This is a genomic window from Streptomyces sp. R-74717 (assembly GCF_047305335.1).
Taxonomy (GTDB): Bacteria; Actinomycetota; Actinomycetes; order Streptomycetales; family Streptomycetaceae; genus Streptomyces; species Streptomyces atratus.
The window spans coordinates 6,537,189-6,559,798 of record NZ_CP102361.1 but is presented as its reverse complement, the minus strand read 5'-3'; the positions used below and the strand labels follow the sequence as shown (position 1 = coordinate 6,559,798).

20 protein-coding genes and 1 pseudogene are annotated in these 22,610 nt (G+C 70.2%); 12 read left to right on the top strand and 9 right to left on the bottom strand.

Annotated elements, in window-relative coordinates:
* The first annotated feature begins 6 nt into the window (after window positions 1-6).
* Window positions 7-1,410 (top strand): FGGY family carbohydrate kinase, encoded by a 1,404-nt coding sequence (locus tag NRF20_RS30075; RefSeq protein ID WP_398628743.1) that lies wholly within the window; start codon window positions 7-9, stop codon window positions 1,408-1,410.
* 50 nt (window positions 1,411-1,460) lie between these two features.
* Here the strand turns inward: NRF20_RS30075 and NRF20_RS30070 are convergent, their stop codons facing one another.
* Window positions 1,461-2,165, bottom strand: a complete 705-nt coding sequence (locus NRF20_RS30070) for a hypothetical protein (RefSeq protein ID WP_398628744.1) — start codon at window positions 2,163-2,165, stop codon at window positions 1,461-1,463.
* Window positions 2,158-2,739 (bottom strand): RNA polymerase sigma factor, encoded by a 582-nt coding sequence (locus NRF20_RS30065; RefSeq protein WP_413753655.1) that lies wholly within the window; start codon window positions 2,737-2,739, stop codon window positions 2,158-2,160. The genes NRF20_RS30070 and NRF20_RS30065 overlap by 8 nt, the downstream gene beginning before the upstream one ends.
* Window positions 2,740-3,178: 439 nt before the next feature.
* On the opposite strand from NRF20_RS30065, the gene NRF20_RS30060 reads away from it, so the two are divergent.
* The 3 genes from NRF20_RS30060 (at window position 3,179) to NRF20_RS30050 (ending at window position 6,688) form a co-directional block, all read left to right on the top strand.
* Window positions 3,179-5,041 (top strand): ABC transporter ATP-binding protein, encoded by a 1,863-nt coding sequence (locus NRF20_RS30060; RefSeq protein WP_398628746.1) that lies wholly within the window; start codon window positions 3,179-3,181, stop codon window positions 5,039-5,041.
* Window positions 5,038-5,949 carry a serine/threonine-protein kinase gene (locus tag NRF20_RS30055; RefSeq protein WP_413753654.1) on the top strand — a complete coding sequence of 304 codons (912 nt, stop codon included), beginning with the start codon at window positions 5,038-5,040 and terminating at the stop codon, window positions 5,947-5,949. Before NRF20_RS30060 ends, NRF20_RS30055 begins: the two co-directional genes overlap by 4 nt.
* Window positions 5,950-6,046: 97 nt before the next feature.
* Window positions 6,047-6,688: a superoxide dismutase gene (locus NRF20_RS30050; protein WP_266778773.1), complete on the top strand. Its 642-nt coding sequence runs from the start codon at window positions 6,047-6,049 to the stop codon at window positions 6,686-6,688.
* A 132-nt stretch (window positions 6,689-6,820) separates the two neighbouring features.
* On the opposite strand, the gene NRF20_RS30045 is transcribed toward NRF20_RS30050, so the two are convergent.
* The gene (locus tag NRF20_RS30045) at window positions 6,821-7,693 is read right to left on the bottom strand and encodes an alpha/beta fold hydrolase (protein ID WP_413753653.1); all 873 of its coding nucleotides are present in this window, start codon (window positions 7,691-7,693) and stop codon (window positions 6,821-6,823) included.
* Between the two features lie 59 nt (window positions 7,694-7,752).
* Window positions 7,753-8,427, bottom strand: a complete 675-nt coding sequence (locus NRF20_RS30040; protein ID WP_413753652.1) for an O-methyltransferase — start codon at window positions 8,425-8,427, stop codon at window positions 7,753-7,755.
* Between the two features lie 78 nt (window positions 8,428-8,505).
* Between NRF20_RS30040 and NRF20_RS30035 the strand changes: the two genes are divergently transcribed.
* The gene (locus tag NRF20_RS30035; RefSeq protein WP_413753651.1) at window positions 8,506-9,156 is read left to right on the top strand and encodes a CatB-related O-acetyltransferase; all 651 of its coding nucleotides are present in this window, start codon (window positions 8,506-8,508) and stop codon (window positions 9,154-9,156) included.
* A complete protein-coding gene (locus tag NRF20_RS30030) occupies window positions 9,153-9,992 on the top strand; it encodes an MOSC domain-containing protein (protein WP_398628752.1) in 840 nt (279 codons plus the stop codon). Before NRF20_RS30035 ends, NRF20_RS30030 begins: the two co-directional genes overlap by 4 nt.
* Before the next feature lie 171 nt (window positions 9,993-10,163).
* Here the strand turns inward: NRF20_RS30030 and NRF20_RS30025 are convergent, their stop codons facing one another.
* Together NRF20_RS30025 and NRF20_RS30020 are read right to left on the bottom strand one after the other, a co-directional pair.
* Window positions 10,164-12,266 (bottom strand): LamG-like jellyroll fold domain-containing protein, encoded by a 2,103-nt coding sequence (locus NRF20_RS30025; RefSeq protein WP_413753650.1) that lies wholly within the window; start codon window positions 12,264-12,266, stop codon window positions 10,164-10,166.
* A 247-nt stretch (window positions 12,267-12,513) separates the two neighbouring features.
* A pseudogene (locus NRF20_RS30020) lies at window positions 12,514-12,594 on the bottom strand (DUF397 domain-containing protein); the annotation flags it as partial.
* 154 nt (window positions 12,595-12,748) lie between these two features.
* On the opposite strand from NRF20_RS30020, the gene NRF20_RS30015 reads away from it, so the two are divergent.
* Window positions 12,749-13,090 carry a hypothetical protein gene (locus tag NRF20_RS30015; protein ID WP_398628754.1) on the top strand — a complete coding sequence of 114 codons (342 nt, stop codon included), beginning with the start codon at window positions 12,749-12,751 and terminating at the stop codon, window positions 13,088-13,090.
* Window positions 13,091-13,103: 13 nt separating this feature from the next.
* Here the strand turns inward: NRF20_RS30015 and NRF20_RS30010 are convergent, their stop codons facing one another.
* Entirely contained in the window at window positions 13,104-14,081 is a 978-nt protein-coding gene (locus NRF20_RS30010) for an ArsR/SmtB family transcription factor (protein WP_398628755.1), read from the bottom strand.
* Window positions 14,082-14,143: 62 nt separating this feature from the next.
* Between NRF20_RS30010 and NRF20_RS30005 the strand changes: the two genes are divergently transcribed.
* Together NRF20_RS30005 and NRF20_RS30000 are read left to right on the top strand one after the other, a co-directional pair.
* Window positions 14,144-15,379, top strand: coding sequence for an MFS transporter (locus tag NRF20_RS30005; protein WP_413753649.1), 1,236 nt, complete (start codon window positions 14,144-14,146; stop codon window positions 15,377-15,379).
* Between the two features lie 174 nt (window positions 15,380-15,553).
* The gene (locus tag NRF20_RS30000) at window positions 15,554-16,480 is read left to right on the top strand and encodes an NADP-dependent oxidoreductase (protein WP_398628757.1); all 927 of its coding nucleotides are present in this window, start codon (window positions 15,554-15,556) and stop codon (window positions 16,478-16,480) included.
* Between the two features lie 58 nt (window positions 16,481-16,538).
* Here the strand turns inward: NRF20_RS30000 and NRF20_RS29995 are convergent, their stop codons facing one another.
* Entirely contained in the window at window positions 16,539-16,997 is a 459-nt protein-coding gene (locus tag NRF20_RS29995) for a GNAT family N-acetyltransferase (RefSeq protein ID WP_398628758.1), read from the bottom strand.
* 82 nt (window positions 16,998-17,079) lie between these two features.
* On the opposite strand from NRF20_RS29995, the gene NRF20_RS29990 reads away from it, so the two are divergent.
* Window positions 17,080-17,613 carry a DUF4240 domain-containing protein gene (locus tag NRF20_RS29990; protein ID WP_398628759.1) on the top strand — a complete coding sequence of 178 codons (534 nt, stop codon included), beginning with the start codon at window positions 17,080-17,082 and terminating at the stop codon, window positions 17,611-17,613.
* 55 nt (window positions 17,614-17,668) lie between these two features.
* On the opposite strand, the gene NRF20_RS29985 is transcribed toward NRF20_RS29990, so the two are convergent.
* Window positions 17,669-18,319 carry a DsbA family protein gene (locus NRF20_RS29985; protein WP_398628760.1) on the bottom strand — a complete coding sequence of 217 codons (651 nt, stop codon included), beginning with the start codon at window positions 18,317-18,319 and terminating at the stop codon, window positions 17,669-17,671.
* Window positions 18,320-18,450: 131 nt separating this feature from the next.
* On the opposite strand from NRF20_RS29985, the gene pepN reads away from it, so the two are divergent.
* Together pepN and NRF20_RS29975 are read left to right on the top strand one after the other, a co-directional pair.
* The gene (gene pepN / locus NRF20_RS29980) at window positions 18,451-21,060 is read left to right on the top strand and encodes an aminopeptidase N (protein WP_398628761.1); all 2,610 of its coding nucleotides are present in this window, start codon (window positions 18,451-18,453) and stop codon (window positions 21,058-21,060) included.
* A gap of 306 nt (window positions 21,061-21,366) precedes the next feature.
* Window positions 21,367-22,437: a hypothetical protein gene (locus tag NRF20_RS29975; RefSeq protein ID WP_413753648.1), complete on the top strand. Its 1,071-nt coding sequence runs from the start codon at window positions 21,367-21,369 to the stop codon at window positions 22,435-22,437.
* Window positions 22,438-22,610 lie beyond the last annotated feature (173 nt).

The following is a 22,610-nucleotide window of genomic DNA, read 5'->3' as shown; positions in this document are numbered from 1 at the left end:
TGTCCCATGACGCGGTACATCGGCATCGATGTCGGCACATCCATGGTGAAGGCCGCGGCCTTCGACCCGCAGGGCCGCACACTGGCCGTCGAATCCCGCCCGGTGGGGCTCACGATCCGCGGCGGTTTCGTGGAGCAGGACATGGACGAGGTGTACGGGGCGGTCTGCGAGGTCCTGACCGCGCTGGGCTCCGACGGGGTCGCGTTCACCGGCCTCACCGGTCAGGGCGACGGCGTCTGGCTGGTCGACGAGGCGGGCCGGCCGGTGCGTACGGCGATCTCCTGGATGGACGGCCGAGCCCATGAAATCGTCGACGCCTGGCTGGCGTCCGGTGTCTTCGGAGCCGTCTACCGGCGCACCGGCAGCGCGATGTTCCCGGGCTGTCCGGGCCCGGTGCTGGCCTGGCTCGACCGTCACGACCCGGCCTCGCTCGACGCGGCGACGACCGCCCTGTACTGCAAGGACATGGTGTTCCAGCGTCTGACGGGGGTCCGGGCCACGGATGTCTCCGATGCGTCGATGCCGTTCCTGGACCCGATGACCCGTATGTACTCCTCGGATGTCGTGGCCGCGCTCGGCCTCGGTCACCGGGCCTCGCTCCTCGCCCCGGTCAGCGATCCGGTCGCCACCGCCGAACTCCCCTCCGGGGTACGGATTTCCAACGGCCCGTACGATCTGCCGGCCTCCGCCCTGGGCGCGGGCGTCACCCGTCCCGGCGACGGTCTGCTGATCGTCGGCACCTGCCTGGCCGCGCTGGTGGCCACGGAGCGGCTCGATCTGGACGGCGAGCCGGCGGGTCTGCACATCTCCACCGACCGCCCGGGCCACTGGCTGCGCGCCATGCCCGCGATGGTCGGCACCGCGGCCCTCGACTGGATCCTGACCACCACCGGCGTACGCCACACAGAGGTCGACTCGCTCCTCGCCGCCACTGCGCCCGGCGCGAACGGTGTCCGCGTGCTCCCCTATTTCGCCCCGTCCGGCGAACGCGCCCCGTTCGTCGAGCCGCGCCTGCGGGCCGAGCTGACCGGTGTGTCCCTGGAGACCACCCCGGCGGATCTGATCCGCGCGGTCTGCGAGGGCATCGGCTTCGCCGCCCGCCACTGCCTGGAGGCCGCGGGCCTCACCGGCACCCTCGCCCTGTGCGGCGGCGGCACCCGCTCCCCTGCCTGGATGCGCCTGTTCGCCGATGTGCTGGGCCGGCCGGTCCGGATCGTGGAGGGCGAGGTCGGTGCGCGGGGCGCGGTGCTCGCGGCGGCGCAGCGCTTCGGTGCGCAGCTGGACACGGCTGCCTGGACGGCCCCGACGACGGTCGTCGAACCGGACCCGGAGCGGGCGGTGTTCTATACGAAGGCGTACGAGGACCATCTGGCCCGGCTCGCCACGGCCCGTACGCACGCCCGCGCATGAGCACTCGTTCCCGGTCCGAGGACGCGGACCGCCGGCCGGTACCCGCCCCCTCAGCTGTAAGGCTGGTTGAAGGTGGCACTCGCGAGCAGGGAGCCGTCCGCGTTGAGCAGGCGGACGCCGGTGACCGGTGATGTGCCGGCGAGGTAGGGCCCACCCCAGGAGCCGTAGCCGTCGTCATTGAGGGTGAAGGAACCGACCTTGACGATGGAGCCGTCGGCCCGCTGCAACTGGCAGCGGACGGTGCCGGAGTGCCCGTCGGCGTCCACCGCCATGTACAACCAGGGCGAGGACCCGGCGTAGAGGTAGACCTGCCCGAACGACTTGCCCGCGTGGGCGAGTTGGGCGGTGAGCAGGTGCGGTTGCACCGGGGAGACGATGGGCGCGACCGGGGCTGGACGACCGACGGATGCGCCGAGCACCCAACCGCCGCCGCCCAGGGCGAGGCCCGCTGCCGCTGCCGCCGCAGCGAGGGCGAACCGCCGCCACTGCACGCGCCGGAGCGGCCGTCGCCCGGAGGAGAGCCCGAGCCGGTCGATCGCCCTGTCCTCGAAGCCGACCGGCGGTTCGCTGCCGGGGACGAGATCCAGCAGCGCGTCCGACGTGGCCGTCAGCTCGTGGACGTATTCTCGGCAGGCGGGGCAGTGCTCCAGATGGTCCATCGCCGCGGCCCGCTCCCTGGCGGGCAGCACGCCGAGCGCCAGCTCCGCGCCGATCTCCCGGAGCTGCTCACAGCTGAACCCGCTGTTGTCAGTCATGGTCCACCTGCCTGGCCGCGAGCGACGCCCGGACCTTGCCCATGGCCGTCCTTATCCGGGTCTTGGCGGTACCGAGCGGTATCTCCTCGAAGCCGGCGACCTGCTGAGCCGTCATCCCGTAGATTCCTGCCATCACCAGAGCACGCGCCTGCTCCCGTGGCAGCGTGCCGACCGCGCGGCGCAGTTCCACCGCGGTCTCGGTGGAGAGTGCATGCCGCTCCGGTGTGTCCGTGATGGTCTCCATCATGTTCTCCAGGTCTGCGGGGTCGACCGGAGTGGCCTTGCGCGTGCGTACGGCGTCGATCGCGAGGTTGTGTGCGATGGCCGCCAGCCAGGTGGGCACCGATCCCCGGCGCGGGTCGTAGACCTGAGCGTGTCGGCAGGCACGCTCGAAGGTCTGCTGAGCGATGTCCTCGGCGAGCTGGACATCACCCACCACGGCGATGGCCACGCCGAAGACCCGACGCTGGAACCGCCGGACGAAGGCCACGGCGATCTCGGGGTCGCCGGTCATGAGCCCGGCCAGCAGCGCTTCGTCGGGCACCCGCTCCAGGGGTATGCCAATCCTGCGCATACTCCTTACGTAACACGGGCCCGCAGGGATTGCCTGCGCCGGGCAACCCCGGCGCGGTGGAAGGAATGGCGCAGAGCCCGGCATCCGTGCGTGGCGAAGGCGGCAGGCGGACCCGAGTACGAAAATTTCCTGAAAAAGGCAATCCTCTGAGCGCTCCGGAGCGTATTCCGTCTGGAAGCCTCTTCAGGAGGGAAGCTCATGGCGATCTTCAGTCATCTCATCCCCGCAAAAAGCCGTCACGACATGAGGGACACGTCGGGGCGCTTCGACGACAACGGAAGGGACCATCGTGGCCACCGTGGTCACGACCACGGCCACGACCACGACCACGGTCACGGTCACGGCGGCCACCGCGATCACCGCTGGTGATCGCGCAGGACGGCCGAGCGGGCCCAGGCTCTTGGTCCGCCCGGCCGGCAATCTTTGAGGAACGCGTCTTATGAGGCGTGTCTCGCTTCATGTGCTGCGGCGGCTGCTGTCGGTGGCCGATGATCCCGACGCAGTCGTCGCCGCCGCGCCGCCCGTAGCGCCGCGTGAGGCGTTCCGGCGGTTCTGGCCCTATACACGCGGTGGCCGGCGCTGGCTCGTTCCGGTGCTCGTCTTCAGCATGGCCGGACCCGTCATCGACGCGGCCGAGATCTGGCTCTTCAAAGTCGTGGTGGACGACGTCCTCGTTCCGCGCGATCTGCGTCCCTTCCTCTGGATCGCCCTGGCATACGCAGGGCTCATCATCTGTTCCGGCGTTCTGGGATTCGCCGACGACGTGACCTCCACCTGGGTCAGCGAGCATTTCCTGCTGACCCTTCGGTCGGATGTGTTCCGGCACGTCCAGGGCCTCTCACTCGGGTTCTTCGAACGGCGACGGCTGGGGGACGTACTGTCGCGTATCACCGGCGATGTCGACGCGGTCGAGACGTTCCTCCTGTCGGGGGTGGCGGACGGCCTGTATTACGTGATCCGGTTGGGCGTCTTCCTCGGTCTGCTGTTCTACCTGCGGTGGGATCTGACCCTCCTCGCGCTCGTCATCGTGCCGCTCTTCTGGTGGGCGGCCCGGCGCTTCTCCCGGCTGATCAAGGCCGCATCGCGCGAACGGCGGCGGCGCAGCGGCTCCATCAGCGCGATCGCCGAGGAGTCACTCGGCAACATCGCGCTGGTGCAGGCGTACAACCGGCAGGAGTCGGAGGATCGACGGTTCGAACGCGAGAGTGTGGGCAAGTTCCGCGCGGCGATGGCCTCGGCGCGCATCCGCGCCGTCTACGGCCCGATCGTCGAGGTCATCGAGCTGGCCGGCGGGCTGGCCGTCATGGGCCTGGGCACGTGGAAGCTGGCGCAGGGTCAGCTCACGCTGGGCGGGCTGCTGGTCTTCCTCGCGCTGCTGGGCAATCTCTACAGTCCGATCCGCGACCTGTCCCACCTCGCCAACACGTTCTACGCGGCGTCCGCCTCCGCCGAGCGGATCATCGAGTTGCTCGACCAGCACCCCCAGGTCGTCGAAGCCGCCGCCGCCCGACGGATCGGGCGCGCCCGGGGCGACATCGAGTTCCGCGGCGTCTGCTTCCGCTATCCGGGTACGCCCCGGTGGGCGCTCTGCGACGTGTCGTTCCATGTGACGCCCGGCACGACGCTGGCACTGGTCGGCGCGAGCGGTGCCGGTAAATCCACGGTCGGGAAGCTTCAACTGCGCTTCTACGACCCGGACCGGGGCGCAATCCTCCTCGACGGCACCGACCTGAGGGACCTCCAGCTGTCCGAGCTGCGCGAGAACGTCGCGGTGGTCCTCCAGGAGACGCTGGTCTTCCACGGCACCGTACGGGAGAACATCGCCTACGGCCGCCCGGACGCGTCGGAGGCCGACATCGTCGCGGCGGCCCGCGCCGCCGACGCCCACGACTTCATCCAGTTGCTGCCCGAGGGCTACGACACCCTGGTGGGCCAGCGTGGCCGAACACTGTCCGGCGGGCAGGCCCAGCGCCTCGCGATCGCCCGCGCGATGATCAGGGACGCACCCGTACTGCTCCTGGACGAACCGACCACCGGCCTGGACGCCCGGTCGGGTCGCCGGATCATGGAACCGCTGCGCCGGCTCATGGCCGGGCGGACCACCATCGTCATCTCCCACAACCTGCTCACCGTCCGCGACGCCACCTCCACCGTGGTGCTGGACCACGGCCGGGTCGTCGAGTACGGAACGCACGAAGACCTGCTCCTGCGCGGCGGAACCTACACCCGGCTGCACCGGCTGAACGAAGTGACCGGCCCCGCCCTCGCCGGCCCCCCATCCCCACGAAAGGTTCTCCCATGAGCCGCGCCACAGCCCGGCCCGCCCCGCCTCTCGCCCCCGGAACGAAACCCGTGCCGGGGTACGAGGTCCTGGCGCACCTGGCCCGGACCGGCTGGCTCGACCTCTACGACGCATGGAGCGAGGAGCGGGACTGCCGATGTGTCATGAAGGCCCTGCGCCCCGACTGCCGCCACGAGCAGCGGCTGAGCGACCGGCTGCTGCTCGAGGGCCATTGGCTCCGGACCTTCACGCATCCGCACCTGGTCCGCGCGTACGAGACCTTCGAATCGCCCCAGCCGCTCGTCGTGCTGGAGACGCTGACCGGCGAGACGCTGTCGCACCTCATCCACCGGTTGCCCCGGCGGCCGGCCGCCGGGGACGTGGCCCTCCTCGGCGTGCACCTGTGTTCCGCGATCCACTACCTCCACGGTCACGGACTGCTGCACCTGGACCTCAAGCCGTCCAACGTCGTGGTCGACTGCGGGCACGCCAAGGTGCTCGACCTCAGCGCCGCACGAGCGCCCGGGATCGCCCCGCCGGGCGTCGGCACCTTCGGTTACCTGGCTCCCGAACAGGCGCGCGGCGGACCACTGTCGGCCGCGGCCGATGTGTGGGGCATCGGCGTCACGCTGTACGAAGTCGCCACCGGCGACGCGCCGTTCGACTGCGGCGAGACCGTGGCGCCGGGCGACGGAGACGACACGGGCTGCCAGGACGACTGGTATCCGCAGCTCGAGCAATCCGCTCCGCCGATCAGGTCCCGCCGACGCCTCCCCCGTGATCTCGCCACGGCCATCGACAGCTGCCTCAGGCCCGGCCCGGCAGCCAGGCCCACGATCCCCGAACTCGCCGACGCTCTCGATGCGACTCTGCCCTGGCAGCGGCGCCGCATCGCACCGTCATCGGCCGGCCGGAAAGACAAGTCCTAGTCCGAAGGGCTGATCACCTTCGACCGTTCCTGCTGTTAGCCTGCTCTTGCACATAGGTTGCAATAACAACAGGACAGCAGCTGGAGGGTTCGACCACATGGCCACGTACACGCTTCCGGAACTCCCGTACGACTACGCGGCGCTCGAACCGGTCATCAATCCGCAGATCATCGAGCTCCACCACGACAAGCACCACGCCGCCTATGTGAAGGGTGCGAACGACACCCTGGAACAGTTGGAGGAGGCGCGCGACAAGGAGGCCTGGGGAGCGATCAACGGGCTCCAGAAGAACCTCGCGTTCCATCTGTCCGGCCACATCCTGCACTCGATCTACTGGCACAACATGACCGGCGACGGCGGCGGCGAGCCCCTCGCGGCGGATGGTGTCGGCGACCTCGCGGACGCGATCACCGAGTCGTTCGGCTCGTTCGCCGGTTTCAAGTCCCAGCTGACGAAGGCCGCGGCCACCACGCAGGGTTCCGGCTGGGGCGTCCTCGCGTACGAGCCGGTCAGCGGCAGGCTGATCGTCGAGCAGGTCTACGACCACCAGGGCAATGTCGGCCAGGGCTCCGTCCCGGTCCTGGTCTTCGACGCCTGGGAGCACGCCTTCTATCTCCAGTACAAGAACCAGAAGGTCGACTTCATCGAGGCGATGTGGCGTGTCGTCAACTGGCAGGACGTGGCGAAGCGTTACGCAGCGGCCAAGGAGCGCGCCGACGTGCTGCTGCTCGCCCCCTGACCGGGAGGCGCATGAACGTCCTGCCTCGTGATCGTCTTCTCAACCTTCACCGGGCAGGCGGATGAAGGGGGGCCCTCGCCCGGACGTGACGGGCGGGGGTCCTTCTGTCACGTTCCGCGCCAGGGGTAGGGGTCAGGAGGCGGGGGCGTGCTTCAGCAGGGTGCTCAGCACCTGCTCGGCGTGTGTCCAGAGCACCGCCCCGCCCGCATCCGGCACCAGGTGCCGGACCGCCCCCGGGATGCGCGAGGTCAGGCCGGCCCCCTGGTCGGGCGAGTGGCTGGTGTCCTTCTCCCCGTACCAGAGGTCCACCGGTACGTCGATGTCCGAGAGTTCGATGCCCCAGTGGCCCATGGCCAGAACGGCGTCCCGGGCATAGCCGTCGGCCCCCTGTGCGAAGGCTTCGTCGAGCGCGCGCCGGTAGGCGGCCGCGAACGCGGGCTGTCGATAGACGGCGAGGTCGCACTCCGGGCTACCGGACATGACCATGTCCCACATCGCCTGCGGGGTGAACGCGGCGAAGAGCTTCTCTGCGGCGGCCGGGTCGGACACCGCCAGGTCGACGAGGCGTCGCAGTTCACCCGGAAGCACGTCGCCGAAACACGGCGCGGCAATCTCGTCCGCACCGGAGACCACCGCGAGCGCGCCGACCACTCCGGCAGCCGCGCATCCGAGGGCGAAGGGCGCCCCCTGCGAGTTGCCGACCATCAGGGGCCGATCCAGGCCCCGCATGGCGGCGAACGCACGGATGTCGTCGGCGAAATCACCGAAGGTGCGGCCGGGCAGGGGCGAGGAGGCTCCCAGGCCGGGACGGTCGAGCGAGATCACCCGCACCCCGAGACCGTCCACCACGTCACCGCCGAACCCGAGGTGCCTGCTGGTGGCCGCACCCGGCGACAGCAGCACCGGCACACCGTCCGCCGGCCCCCACTCGGCCCAGCCCAGCCGCCGCCCTCCCGCCAGCCGTTCCGTACCGATACGAACCGGGTCAATCACGCTCAAACTCATACGCCTCATTCTGGCGGACCCCGTCACCCGCGTCGAAGGAGTTTCCACCCGCCCCTCGACTACCGGCCATCGGTGACGAGCGCCAGCATCAGCCCGTCGTATCCCTTGCTGCCGACGGTCTGCAGAGCGGTCGCGGTCAAGGTCGGTTCGGCCGCGACGAGTTCGGTGAAGCGGCGCACCCCCTGCACCTTCGGATCGTCGCTGCCGCCGTCGGCCACCTCTCCGTCGCGTACGACATTGTCGGCGATGATCAGGCTGCCGGGCCGGGTCAGCTTCAGCGACCAGGCCAGGTAATCGGGGTTGCTCGGCTTGTCCGCGTCGATGAACACGACGTCGAACGGCCCGTACCCCTCTTCCGCGAGCTCCGGCAGCGTGTCGAGGGCCCGGCCGACCCGGATCTCGACGACCTCCGACAGACCGGCGCGCTCGATGTTCCCGCGCGCGACCTCGGCGCACTCCGGATCGGATTCGAGCGTCACGAGCCTGCCGCCCTCGGGCAGCGCGCGGGCCAGCCAGATGGTGCTGTAGCCGCCCAGGGTGCCGATCTCCAGCACGGTGCGCGCCCCCTGGAGCCGGGCCAGCAGGTTCAGCAGCTTGCCCTGGTTGGCGGCGACCTGGATCGCCGGGAGTCCTGCCTTGTCGCTGGCCTCGACGGCCGCGTCCAGGGCTTCGTCCGGGCCCACCAGCAGGCCGTTGAAGTAGTCGTCGACCTCGGTCCACTGTGCCAGCGTCACGGCATGTCCCTCTCTCGATAGCGCGCGAGTTCCCAAAAGGAACTTACCTCATACGAGGTGAATGCAATGATGGGCGCCATGAGTTCCGCTCCCGCCGACCCCACCGTTCTGCACCCGATGCCCGGCCAGCCCCGGGTCGTCCAGCTGAAGCCCCTGGTGAAATCCGAACTGATCGAGGTCGGCGACTACTCGTACTACGACGATCCCGACGACGCGACCGCGTTCGAGACCCGCAACGTGCTGTATCACTACGGCCCGGAGAAGCTCGTCATCGGGAAGTTCTGCGCGCTGGGGACCGGAGTGCGGTTCATCATGAACGGCGCCAACCACCGGATGGACGGCCCGTCCACGTTCCCGTTCCCCACCATGGGCGGCTCCTGGGCCGAGCACTTCGATCTGCTGACCGGGCTGCCGGGCCGGGGTGACACGGTCGTCGGCAACGACGTCTGGTTCGGCTACAACTCCATGGTGATGCCGGGGGTACGGATCGGGCACGGTGCGATCATCGGTGCCGGCGCGGTCGTCGTCGGTGACGTACCCGACTACGGCATCGTCGGCGGCAATCCGGCCAGGCTGATCCGTACCCGGTACGACGACGAGACCATAGCCCGGCTCCTGGCCGTCGCCTGGTGGGACTGGCCCACCGAGCACCTCACCCGACACATCCGCACCATCATGTCCGGCAGCGTCGACGCCCTTGAAGCGGCTGCCCCGGAGGGGACATCGTGACGATCACTGTTCGAGAGCTCGCCTACTACCCGGTCAAGGGCTGCGCCGGGATCACGGTCGATTCCGCGCAGGTCCTCGGCACCGGTCTCGAACACGACCGTACGTTCATGGTGGTCGACGCGACGGACGGCGCCTTCCGCAGTCAGCGCACGCACCCCGCGATGGCCGCGATCAGCGTCGAAGTCCTGGACGCGGGCGCGACGTTGGCCCTGAAGACCTCCGACGTAGAACCGTTCCGCCTGGACATCGACCCGCACGGCCCGCGCCTCGACGTCAGCATGTTCGACCGCCCGCTCGGCGCGGCCGTCGACCAGGGGGACACGGTCGCGGAGTGGTTCTCCGACGCGCTCGGTGCGAAGTCCCGCCTGGTACGGGTGGCCCCCGGCTTCGACCGGGACGGCTGGGGCGACACCCCGGGCAAGGTCAACTTCGCCGACGCGCACGCGGTGCTGGTCGCCTCGACGGCTTCCCTGGACGGCCTCAACGCCCGCATCACCGCCCGGGGCGACGCCGAGCCCATCCCCATGAACCGTTTCCGCCCCAACATCGTCCTGACCGGCAACGACGATCCCCACTTCGAGGACCGGGTCCGCCGGATGACCGTCGGCTGCGTCGAACTCGCCCATTCCGTACGGGCGACGCGGTGCGCCGTTCCCATGGTCGACCAGACCACCGGCCACCGCGCGGGCCCGGAACCGATCCGCACCCTGTCGACGTACCGGCGCGAGCCGGAGTACGGCAACAAGGTCAGCTTCGGCGCGAAGAACGCGGTGGTGTGCGAGGGCGTCGTGAGCGTCGGGGACGTGGTCGAGGTGACGGAGTGGCTCGGCACGTGAAGGCCCCGGCCCTCACCGCCCCGGCGACGGCCGGGCGGGCCCGTAGTGCTCCGCCGGGTTCCGGTGGTGACACCCGGCGGTTGACCGGAGCCCGACGGCCCGCGGGAACCTCGGTTCCCGCGGGCCGTCGGGAGGTCGGGAGATCGAGCCTCTCGGCTCAGCACTGACGGATCAGCACAGGCAGGGATCCGTACCCGTGCCCAGGAAAGGCACGTGCTCGTCCCGCAGCGCACCGGAAAGTGCCTGCACCTCGTCCACATCGCCGTGCAAGTACTCGCCCCAGCCGTCACCGGCTTTGGCCCGGCCGATCTGGAGGGCACCGGTGCTGTGCCGGCCGTGCGGGAGGCTCGCAGTCGCCTTGATGGAGCCGTTGAGGAAGAGCTTGATCGTGTCGGTCCCGTCGTCGTAGATCACGGCGAGACGACGCTCCTGACCACCCTCCGAGCTCTTGATCTGGGCCACCACCTTCTCGGGGGCTCCGATCTCGTCCTTCTCCGGCATCACCAGTTGCCAGGTGTACGTGGACGGCTCGTAGCGCACCTTGAACACGTCGATGTGCTCGCCGGCCTGCGAGAGCACGGTCATCGGGCGGGCCGGGTCGGAGTCCGCCAGACGCACCACGACGCCGAGGGTGAAACTTTCTGTGGTGTCCACGACGGGCCCGTCGGCAGCGGCGTACCCGGTCTCGCCGTCCAGGCTGAGATGTCCGTCGCCGACGAGTGCCGGCGGCACGTAGGGGCAGTCGGGGTCCTCTTCCGGGTGACAGGGACCGTCGGAGTCCCGGTAGATCGAAGCTCCCGCGCCGAGCCGCAGCGGCGCACCGCCCGACTGCTCGGGGCTCGTGCCGTCCGTCGCGTTCTCCAGCGACCAGCGACTGAGCAACTTCGGCTTGCGCAGTGCCAGTTCGGTCACCTCGTCCGGTACCACGACCCGGTCGTGGACCCGTACGTCACCGATGTCACCGTGCCACCGGTCACGGTAGCCGGTGGCCCCGCGGGCGCGGCCGATCTGGAACGCGCCGGCCGCCTCGGCGGGAGTCGCCTCTGCCGCGGTGCCGGCCTCATGGCCGTTGACGTACAACTGGGCGCGGCCCGTCTCCGCGTCGTACAGCCCCAGCAGATGGGCCCACTCGCCGGTCTCGGGCGCGCCACCGGACACCCTCGCGCCCGCGATCTCGAACGACCAGACAGGGCCGGGGACCTGGTTGCGCAGCCCGAGGCTGAAGCCGGGCTCCTCGTCCGCGTCCTGGCTGGCGACGGTCATGTTCCGACCGGTTTCGGCAGGCCGCACCCAGGCGCTGACGGCGAAGGTCTTGCGGATGTCGGTGGCCGGGGCGTCCGTGGTGAGGAAGCCGTGGCCGCTGCCGTCAAGGCCGGCCGTGGCGGTGGCTCCGGTGCCCGTGGGCGCCGGGCCGCCGAAGGTCACGCCGGTACCGGCACGGGCGGCGGTGCCCGTCTCGGCAGAGGCCGAGCGGGAGCCTGCCGGGTCGTCCAGCTTCCAGCGGGCGACAGGGGCGCGCCCGGACTGCACGTTGAAGTCGTACCGCGACTCCCCGCTGCTTCGGCCCGACCGGTCGATCGCACGGACCGTCAGCGACTTGGGCCCTGAAGTGAGCGGCAGGTACGGAATGGTCACAGCTGCGCCGGGATGCTCGGCGGAGACGGTCCCATAAGGGCCGCCCAGGAAGCCGTACCTGTACGACACCACGTCGTCGGAGGGCGAGTCCATGGTGAAGTGGCCGTAGACGCCGACCCCGTCCACCCAGAACACGTCCTCGGGGTTGGGGTATTCGGGGGAGCTGAGCGTCGCCTTCTCAGGGTTCACGTCGTCGTACACGAACGAGCAGACCGAGCCGTCGCCCTCATCGCTCCATGCGGAGGTCGCCTCACCATCGTTCGCGCGAACGTGCCAGGAGACGACCGTGTTCGCCGGGATGTCGTCCGGCATCGTCCAGTAGTGGCGCGACCCCGACGACAACGTGATGGTGGTGTAGGTACGGCGCTGCTCCGCTCCTGCTCCGTCCGTCCACCAGGCTTCGAACTCTCCCTTGACCGGGCTGGATTCGGAAGGCTGGTTGTCCTCCTCCGGGTCGTACAGCATGGCACTGAGCCTGGGCGGCTCCGGGACGTATGGCGTGTCATCGCCGGTCGCGCAGGCCTTGCCCTCCGACTGGAGATCCTGGACCAGCGGCTGCTTCGGCGGCAGGTTGTCCACCGCATACGCCGGACCGGCGGCCGTGGCCAGCAGTGCCGCCGCGCAACTGGCCACCACCATCCGTCTGCGTCTGCCCGTTCTTCCGAAGTTGGTCAAATGACCCTCCCCTGTGAGCGCTTGAGGCTCGTGGAGCGCACGAGCCTGCCGAAGCTAACAGAGATCACTGACAACGCCGGAGAGGTTTTACCTTCACTCAGGCACTGGTGGCAGGCAGCAGGCAGCGGCTTCGAACCTGTCAGCCACCGCACCCGTTGAGGGCCTGGTGCGACGCGCTGCCCACGCGGTACGCCGGCTCTCCCCGGGCGCGTCAGCCCCCGAAGACCCCGGCCTTCACCCCGTCGATGAACGCGGCCCACCCGCCGGGTGCGTAGAACTGGAGCCCGCCGTCCCGGTTCTTGCTGTCCCGGACGGCGCGGCCACCGTCGGCGGTGTGAGCGACCTACTTCGGCAGGCCGACCGAGAGAGGTGTCGACAACTACGTCGAGGAAGATGGCGCACCATCCGATGTGTGGTCCAGTTTCGAGATTCCTTACCGAAGCCAGGTGTTCGCACACGCGCCCGGCTTCGGCCACATCGGCTACAAACGCTCGGCAGTCGGCGAAGTGCAGCACGTGCCCGTGCTGGGCAAGCGTGGGGTGCTGGGATACCTCTGGGCCTCCGACACGGAGAACGCGGCGAGCTTCGAGCCGCAGGACTACGCGGACGACGAGCACTACAAAGCTGGACTCGTATGGCTGGACCGCCTGCGCCCTGCTGCCGACCGCGACCTCTCCCCCTTGCAGGCTCTCGCCGAACTCGCTCGGCTCCCGGAGGAGGGCGGGTCGGGCCGCGTCGTCCCGTCGACAGAGCCGATGTCATCGGCCCTCGCCGCTTTGAAGGGGTGAGCGGCCGGACTCCTCAGCCGCCCAGCTGAGCCTCCACCAGCACGTCACCCACGTCCGTACGGAAGTACAGCACCGACCGCCCGGCCCTTCGGCGGCCCGCCAGGCCGGCGTCCAGCAGCACCTTGAGGTGGCGGCCCACCGACCCCAGCCCCTGGCCGGTCAGGGCCACCAGCTGGGTGGTGCTCTTCGGGCTGGAGAGGAGGACGAGGACGGCCGCCCGAGCGGGGCCCAGCAGACGGCCCAGGCTGTCGGGGACCTGCGCCCGTCCCGCATCGGCCAGGGCGCCCGAGCAGGGGTAGACGACCGCGTACCGCTCGGCGTCGTCGTCCCAGGACACCCAGCCCGTGCGTTGGGTGACCGGCACGAACAGCAGCCGCACACCGGACAGTTGCTTCGGCGGATAGTCGTGCGCGTTGATCTGGAGCCGGCTCCCGCCGAGCCACCGCATTCCTGGGCGCAGGCCGCTCAGGGCGGCGGCCCAGCCGCCCTGACTCAGCTGTCCGGTCCGCGCGACGATGTCCGCCTCGATGATCCGGCGGCGGCGCGGCCAGTCCGGCAGTACGGTCCGGTGCCAGACCCACTCCAGCACGTCGGCGGCGCGTTGTGCCAGGTCGTCGCGGTCCAGGAGGGCCGGGAGGGGGCCGCCGCCGAGGGACACCACCAGGTCGGCTCGGGCGCGCTCCGGCGAGGTCGCCCGGACGGGTGCCAGCTCCTCCTCGAAGGAGGGTGCGCCCTCACCCATCGGTGTGGGGGTGATGAAGTCCGCGTTCCAGCTGCCGCCGAGGGCTGCGGGTACGAGGCGGGCGGCGACCGGGTCGGCGGCCTGCCGTGCACGGTGGGCGGGCAGATGGGCGTCGAGCCAGGCCCGTTCGCCGGGGTGCTCGGCCCGTCCCCTTTCCAGGGAGTTCAGGGCGGAGATGGTCTCGGCGAGCGGCGAGACGACGAACCGGCTCCCCGCGAGCGTGTCCGTGTTGATCTGCCACATGCCCATGATGTTTCGCCTCCGCGCGAAACAGTAACGGTCGCCGTGGGCGGCCACCGAGACTCCCCCGCATGCGCACCTACCGGGAACTCTTCCGAACGCCTCAGTTCGGACCGCTCTTCGCGACCAGTGCCGTACAGGTCGCGGGGTCGACGATGAGCGGACTGGCCCTCGGCACCCTCGTCTACGCCGCGACCGACTCGCCGCTGCTCGCCGCCCTGTCCATGTTCGGCTCCTCCCTCGCCCAGGTGATCGGCGCGACCGTGCTGATGTCGGCGGCGGACCGGCTGCCGCCACGGGCCGCGATGACCGGCATGGCGCTCGCCTTCGGGCTGGCCACCGCCGTCCTCGCCGTCCCCGGGCTTCCGCTGCCGGTGATCTTCGCGATCATCCTGATGGAGGGTGTGGTCGCCGCCGTGGGCGGCGGTGTGCGGTACGGCCTGCTCAATGAGGTGCTGCCCAAGGACGGCTATCTGCTGGGGCGTTCCGTACTGAACATGTGCGTCGGTCTGATGCAGATCGGCGGGTTCGCGCTCGGCGGGCTGCTGGTGACGGCGCTGTCCGCGCGCGGCACGCTGCTCGTCGCCGCCGCCCTGTATCTGATGGGTGCGGCCGTGGCCCGGTTCGGGCTGGTACGCCGTCCGGCGCGCGCCGCCGGGCGGCCGTCGGTCGCGCAGACGTGGCGGACCAACGCCGTTCTGTGGTCCTCGGGCCCACGCCGTCGGGTCTATCTCGCGCTCTGGGTGCCGAACGGGCTGATCGTCGGCTGCGAGTCGCTGTTCGTCCCGTACGCCCCCGAACACGCGGGGCTCCTCTTCGCCTTCGGCGCGCTGGGGATGCTCGTCGGGGACACCGTGGCGGGCCGGTTCATCGCGCAGCGTTGGCGGGGACGGCTGGCCATGCCGATGCAGCTGCTCCTGGCCGCCCCGTATCTGCTCTTCGCCGCGCGACCGGCGCTGCCGCTCGCGTTCGCTCTGGCCGCGCTCGCCTCGGTCGGTTTCTCGGCGAGCCTGCTGCTCCAGGAACGCCTGATGGCCCTGACCCCGGACGAGATCACCGGTCAGGCACTCGGACTGCACTCCTCCGGCATGCTCACCGTGCAGGGCGTCGCGGCGGCGCTCGCCGGTGCCATCGCCCAGCGGACCTCACCGGGGACGGCCATGACCGTGATGGCGGTGGCCTCCCTCGCGGTCACCCTGGTCCTGGCCGCGGCCGGACGCCGGGCTGCGGGAGCGGTGAATGGCGTGGAGCCCCACGGGACTTCGGAGGCGGTGGACGTCACGGGTTCTGCTGGTCGACTAGCGTGACCGGCTCCTGCTGCTGTGCAGCAGGGACCCGAGGCGGGACGGCGCCCGGTGGTGGTCGTCCGGGGTGAAGTCGGGTGCCCCGTCGGGCCATCGCTCGGTAGTTTTGGCTGCGTCCTGGCGGAGCATCCGCGCTCCTGACCGGTCTCGGTAATCCCCAAATGGGCAAAGGAAAACATGTTAAAGACGTATCGCGCTGTGCAGTTCACGGAGTACGGCGGACCCGAGGTGTTGCACGTTGTGGACCGCGAGGTGCCGCGCCCAGGTCCTGGGGAGGTGCTGGTCGAGGTCCGGGCTGCCGGGGTGAATCCGCTGGACTGGCAGCTGCGCAGCGGGGCCGTCGCGGCCATGATGCCGGTGGAGTTCCCCGCGGTGCCCGGGGGCGACGTAGCCGGTGTCGTTGTGGACGTCGGCAAGGACGTGACCGACTTCGCTGTGGGTGACGAGGTCTTCGGTTCGATCGGCTTCGGCAGCTACGCCGAGTTCGCGCCGGCCCCCGCGGCGCAGCTTGCGCGAAGGCCCGGAAACGTGTCCTGGGAGATCGCGGCCGGCCTGCCGGTGGCGGTCAACACCGCCTACCAGGCGCTCGACGACCTCGATGTGAAGGCCGGGGAGACTCTGGTCGTGGACGGGGCCGCCGGCGGTGTCGGGTCCGTGGCCGTGCAGATCGCCAGGCATCTCGGCGCGACCGTGATCGGTACGGCGAGCGAGCGCAACCACGCGTACCTGCGTTCGCTCGGCGCCGAGCCCGTGACCTACGGCGAGGGGCTCGCCGAGCGGATCCGCACCATCGCGCCGAACGGCGCGGACGCTGCATTCGACACCGCGGGAAAGGGCTCGTTGCCGGCACTCGTCGACGTGACCGGCGGGCCGGAACGCGTGGTCACCATCGCCGACCACCGGGCGGAGGAACACGGCGTGCGCTTTGTGTTCGCCGGCCCCGGTGCGATCCGTGAGCGTCTTGGGCAGGCAGCCGCGCTGGTCGTGAACGGCGAACTCACCCTGTCGGTGGCACGGACGTACTCGCTGTCCCAGGCAGCCGACGCTCACCGGGAGAGCGAAGGCGGCCACGTACGCGGCAAGCTGATCATCGTGCCGGACTGACGCGGGTACGTCTGCCCCGGGAACACCTGATGGCCCTGCTCCGGCCCCCGGCAGGAGGTCAGCCTGACATGAGGCCGACTTCCAGCAGCGGCAGTTCGCGCCCGGGGATCGATCCCGACGGGGTCGCGCCGATCCGTACCGCGCCCATCGCAAGGTAGAAGGGCTCCGCGTTCGGGTCGGCGTCGATGGTGAGGCGTACGAAACCGAGGCGGCGGGCCTCCGTCATGGTGTGCTCGAAGAGGAGCCGGCCGATGCCCCGGCCCAGGGCGTCCGGGGCGACGAACATCATGCCGAGGGCGCCCTCGGGCGGGGTGCCGTCCAGGGTGGTGAAGCCCAGGACGCGGCCGTCCTCCTCGGCGACCATGGTGCGGCGGCGGTCGATGTCGGCCGGGTGCATGGTCAGTTCGTCGCGACAGGAGGCGAGAAACACCTCGTCGTAGCCCCAGTGGGCCTTCGATGCCAGGGCCAGCTCGGTCAGTGTCGCGGCCTCGGACCGCCGTGCCGGTCGTACGTTCATGTCGCCCGAATCCCTTCCCTCAGCCCCCCTCGGCAGCTTGCCGCACCCGAGACTGTCAGACCCCTCCGGCATGCTGCACCGCATGGACACCACGGACTTCTGGAATCTGATCGACGACGCCCACGCACAGGTCACCGACCCAGAGGATGCGGAGGCCGTCGTCGAGCGGGCCTCCGCATTGCTCGCCGCCCGGTCCAGGGACGAGATCGTCGTCGCGCAGCAGCTTCTCTGGGACCTGATGGCCGCCTCCTACCGGGCTCCGCTCTGGGCGGCGGCGTACACGATCAACGGGGGCTGTTCCGACGACGGCTTCGACTACTTCCGGGGCTGGCTGATAGCGCAGGGGCGTGAGGTGTTCGAGCGGGTCGTCGCCGATCCGGACACGCTGGCCGAGCTGCCGGTGATCAGAGCCGCGGCGCCCGAGGGCCTGGAGATGGAGTGCGAGCGGATGCTCGGGATCGCCTGGGACGCGCATCAGGCGGCGACGGGTGAGGAGCTGCCCGGCCATTCGTTCACGATCGACTACCCCGCCCTGGACCCGGAGTGGGACTTCGACTTCGACGACGCGGAGCGGGTGGCGCTGCGGCTGCCGAAGCTGGACGCGTTGTACGCGTGAGGTGAGGAGTGCGGGTTCCGGACGGCGGCCGGACCCCGCACCGCACCGTGTGCGATCAGTCGAAAATGGGGCCCTGGGTCCGGGTCCGCTTGATCTCGTAGAAGCCGGGGATCGACGCCACCAGCAGCGTGCCGTCCCACAGCTTCGCCGCCTCCTCGCCCTTCGGGGCGGGGGTGACGACCGGGCCGAAGAAGGCGATCTGCTCACCGTCCGAGCCCGGGACGGCGATGACCGGGGTGCCGACGTCCTGGCCGACCTTGTCGATGCCCTCCTTGTGGGAGGCGCGCAGCTCGGCGTCGTACACGTCCGAGTCCGCGAAGTCCGCCAGCTCGGCCGGCAGGCCGACGTCCTGGAGCGCGCCCACGATCGCTTCGCGGGTGGGGCCCTCGCCCTGGTTGTGGAAGCGGGTGCCGAGCGCGGTGTAGAGCGGGCCGACGATCTCGTCGCCGTGCTTCTGCTGGGCGGCGATGACGACGCGTACCGGGCCCCAGGCCTTGTTCTCCAGGAGGTCGCGGTACTCCTCCGGCAGCTCGTCGAGCTTGTCCTCGTTGAGAACAGCAAGGCTCATCACATGCCAGCGGACCTCGACGTCACGGACCTTCTCCACCTCCAGCATCCAGCGGGAGGTCATCCAGGCCCAGGGGCAGAGCGGGTCGAACCAGAAATCGGCAGGGGTCTTGCCGGTCGCCGTGCTGTTGTCAGACATGTCTCTCCTCATAAGGGCGTTCGCACCTGTGCGCGAGAACGCCTCAGGACGCACCGGCCATTCCCGCATGCCGGGCCGAGTAGCGACATGGGAGGATCAAACTATTCGAACGTGACACAAAGGAGTGTGCCGTGCCCGGTGAGAACCTGTCCCGCGACGAGGCCCGTGTGCGGGCCGAGCTGCTGACCGTCGACGGTTACGAGGTCGCTCTCGATCTGCGTTCCGCCGCCGGTGGGCCCGACGGGGACGGCGACGGGGCCTCCTCCGGTCCTCGGACCTTCCGCTCGGTGACGACCATCCGGTTCCGCACCGCGCGGGCGGGGGCGTCGACCTTCGCGGATCTGGTGGCGCCGAGCGTGAACGCGGTGACGCTGAACGGGCGGCCGCTCGACCCCGCCGTCGTCTTCGACGGGACGCGGGTGGCGCTGGAGGAGCTGCCGGAGGGCGACAACGTCCTGGTGGTCGACGCGCAGTGCGCGTACAGCCGGACCGGCGAGGGCATGCACCGGTTCGTCGACCCGGAGGACGGCGAGGTCTACCTCTACACGCAGTACGAGCCGGCCGACTCGCGGCGGGTCTTCGCGAACTTCGAACAGCCCGACCTGAAGGCCCCCTTTCGCTTCGAGGTCACGGCGCCCGAGGGCTGGACGGTCTGGAGCAACGGGGCCGAGGAGTCGCGGGACGGCGGCGTCTGGCGGTTCGCCGAGACGAAGCCGATCTCGACGTACATCACGGCGATCGTGGCCGGTCCGTACCACCATGTGACCGACTCGTACAGCCGTACCTTCGACGACGGTACGACGCTGGACATCCCGCTCGGCGCACTCTGCCGCAAGGGGCTCGCCCGGCACTTCGACGCGGACGACATCTTCCTCGTCACCAAGCAGGGCCTGGACTTCTTCCACGACAACTTCGACTACCCGTACCCGTTCGGGAAGTACGACCAGGCCTTCGTACCCGAGTACAACCTCGGCGCGATGGAGAACCCGGGCTGTGTCACGTTCCGCGAGGAGTACATCTTCCGCGGCAAGGTGACACAGGCGTCGTACGAGAGCCGCGCCAACGTCATCCTGCACGAGATGGCGCACATGTGGTTCGGCGACCTCGTCACCATGCAGTGGTGGGACGACCTGTGGCTGAAGGAGTCGTTCGCCGATTTCATGGGCGTCTTCGCCATGGTCGAGTCGACCCGCTTCAAGGACGGCTGGATCACCTTCGCCAACAACCGCAAGTCCTGGGCGTACCGCGCCGACCAGCTGCCGTCCACGCACCCGATCACGGCCGACATCCGTGACCTGGAGGACGCCAAGCTCAACTTCGACGGCATCACCTACGCCAAGGGCGCCTCCGTGCTGAAGCAGCTGGTGGCGTACGTGGGGCGGGACGCGTTCCTGGAGGGCGCCCGGCGCTACTTCAAGAAGCACGCCTACGGCAATACGCAGCTGGGCGATCTGCTGTCGGTCCTGGCCGAGACGTCCGGGCGTGACATGACCGCCTGGTCCCGGTCGTGGCTGCAGACCGCGGGCGTCAACTCGCTGACCCCGGTGGCGACGTACGACTCGGCCGACCGGATCACGGAGCTGGCGGTTCTCCAGGAGGCGGCCGCTTCCCACCCGGAGCTGCGGCCGCACCGGGTCGCGGTCGGCCTGTACCGGCGGGCCGCCGACGGCGACCTGGTGCGGTACGCGCGCGCCGAGGTGGATGTGGCGGGGCCGCGCACGGTGGTCGGGGAGCTGGCGGGAGCCGAGCGGCCCGAGCTGATCCTGGTCAACGACGACGACCTCACGTACTGCAAGGTCCGATTCGACGAGGTGTCCCTGGCCACGCTGCGGGCGCACCTCGGTGACATGACCGACCCGCTGGCTCGGGCGCTGTGCTGGTCCGCGCTGTGGAACCTGACCCGGGACGGGCTGATGCCGGCCCGTGACTTCATCTCCCTCGTGCTGTCCTTCTCCGGCCGGGAGTCCGACATCGGCGTCCTGCAGATGCTGCACGCCTGGACCCGGACGGCGCTCGTGCACTACGTGGCGCCCGGGTGGCGCGAGGAGGGCGGCCGGGCGCTGGCCGAGGGGGCGCTGCGGGAGCTGCGGATCGCCGAGCCGGGCAGCGAGCACCAGCTGGCCTGGGCGCGGTTCTTCGCGTCGGTCGCCGACTCGGACACGGACTTCCAGCTGCTGTCCGGGCTGCTCGACGGTTCGGCCCGGATCGACGGGCTGGACGTCGACCAGGAGCTGCGGTGGGCGTTGCTGTCCCCGCTGGCCGCGCACGGGGTGGCCGACGAGTCGGTGATCGACGCCGAACTGGCCCGTGACGACACGGCGTCCGGGAAGCGGCACCAGGTGCGGTGTTTGGCCTCGCGGCCCTCGGCTGCGGTGAAGGCACAGGCCTGGGCGGGCGTCGTGGAGTCGGAGGCGCTGTCCAACGCGTTGGTGGAGGCGACGATCACGGGGTTCGAGCAGTCGTCGCAGCGGGAGTTGCTGGCGCCGTACGCGGAGAAGTACTTCGAGGCGATCGAGCGGGTGTGGGCCGAGCGGTCGATCCAGATCGGGATGGCTGTGGTCAGGGGTCTGTTCCCGGCCCTGCAGGACGACCCGTCGACGCTGGCGGCCACGGACGCGTGGCTGACCGCGCACGCGGATGCGGCGCCGGCGCTGCGGAGGCTGGTGCTGGAGGCTCGGGACGATCTGGCTCGTGCGCTGCGGGCGCAGGCGTGTGACGCGGTGGCGGCGGACGGGGTCTGACGGATGCGCCTGGGCCGGGCGCTCCGGCTCTGTCCTCAATCGCCGGACGGGCTTGATTTTCTGGCCCGTCCGGGGGTGGGGGTCCGTGGAGAGCGCCCGGCAACCCGGCAGCGGTTCCGTCCTCGAACGCCGGACGGGCCGGGGGGTGTCCGGGACGGGCTGGAAGTGGCCGGGGCGGGCTGGAAGTGGCCAGGACATTCCTTTTCGGTCGTCGAACGTGCGTACTTTAGGGCGGCGTTGTCCTGAATTGTCAACGGGCGTGTAACAGGGGTTAGCGCCGCGACCGCATGCGGGATACCCCGGAACATGACCCAGAACACCCCGCTCTCTCCCTGCCGCCTCCGTATCACCGGCGATGTCCGTCAACGTGTGCTGTCCGCAGCGCAGTTGAGAGCACACGGCGTGTCCGCCGGGGAGGCCGCCGCGCGGTGCAGGACCGGTGGGCCGTGGCAGCGGCCGCTGCCCGGTGTGTATGTCCTGCACCCGGGACCGCCCACCGGCGAGGAACGGCTGCGTTCCGCCCTGCTGTACGCGGGCCGGCCACCGGCCTCCGGCCGCCGGGGCGTACCCGCGCAGCCCGGGCCGGACACGGAGCCCGGGTACGGCGAGGCCATGGTCACCGGGCTCGCCGCGCTCGCCCTGCACGGCTTCGCGGCCGCGCCGCCGCCCGCGTCGTCGGACCGGATCGATGTACTGGTGCCGCGCATCCGGCGACTGCGCTCGGTCCGGTACGTACATCTGGTACGGATCTCCGAGCCGCCCCGCCCCGAGCAGGTGCACGGCTTGCCCGTGGCCCCGGTGGAGCGGGCGCTTGCCGACGCGGTCGCCGGGCTCGGGGACGCCTCGGCCGTACACCGTCTGCTCATCGAGGCGGTCCGCGGCGGGCACTGCGAGCCGGCCGCCGTCGTGGGCGAGTTGAGCCGGGCCGGACTGCTGGGCCGCCCCCATGTGGTGACCGCCGTCGACTCGTTGCTCGCCGAGGGCCGGGCACTGGCGGAGAGCCGGCTGTACGACATGGTGCGGACGTACGGCCTGCCGGAGCCGCTCTGGAACGTGGACCTGCGGCTGCCCGGCGGCCCGCACCTGGGCGGGGTGGACGCCTACTGGCTCGAGGAGGGGGTCGCCGTGGTGCTCGACACCAGGGCGCCACGGCACAGCAGGCTCGACGACGCCCGGCGCCAGGAGGATCACGACGCGCAGTGGTCCGCGTACGCCGCCAAGCGGGAACATCTGGAGCGGCTCGGCGTCACCGTCGTCCACCTCTCGCCGAAGAAGCTCCGCGACACGCGGGAGCAGCAGGTGGTCGTGGTGCGTACGGCGCTGATGGCGGCGGCCGACCGTGAACCGGCCGCGTATGTGATGATCCTGCCTCGTTGAGGACGGGCCACGGAGGCCACTTATTCACCTTTTCGTCCCTGATGGCACATCAGCCCCACTGGCGGAAGTCCGCCATGTCCAGATCTCGCCCACCTCAACTCTCCACAAACCCCTGTCATTTACGAAAGGGTGAGCGGTCATCCGGTACCGAATTCCGGACTCTCTCTTTCACT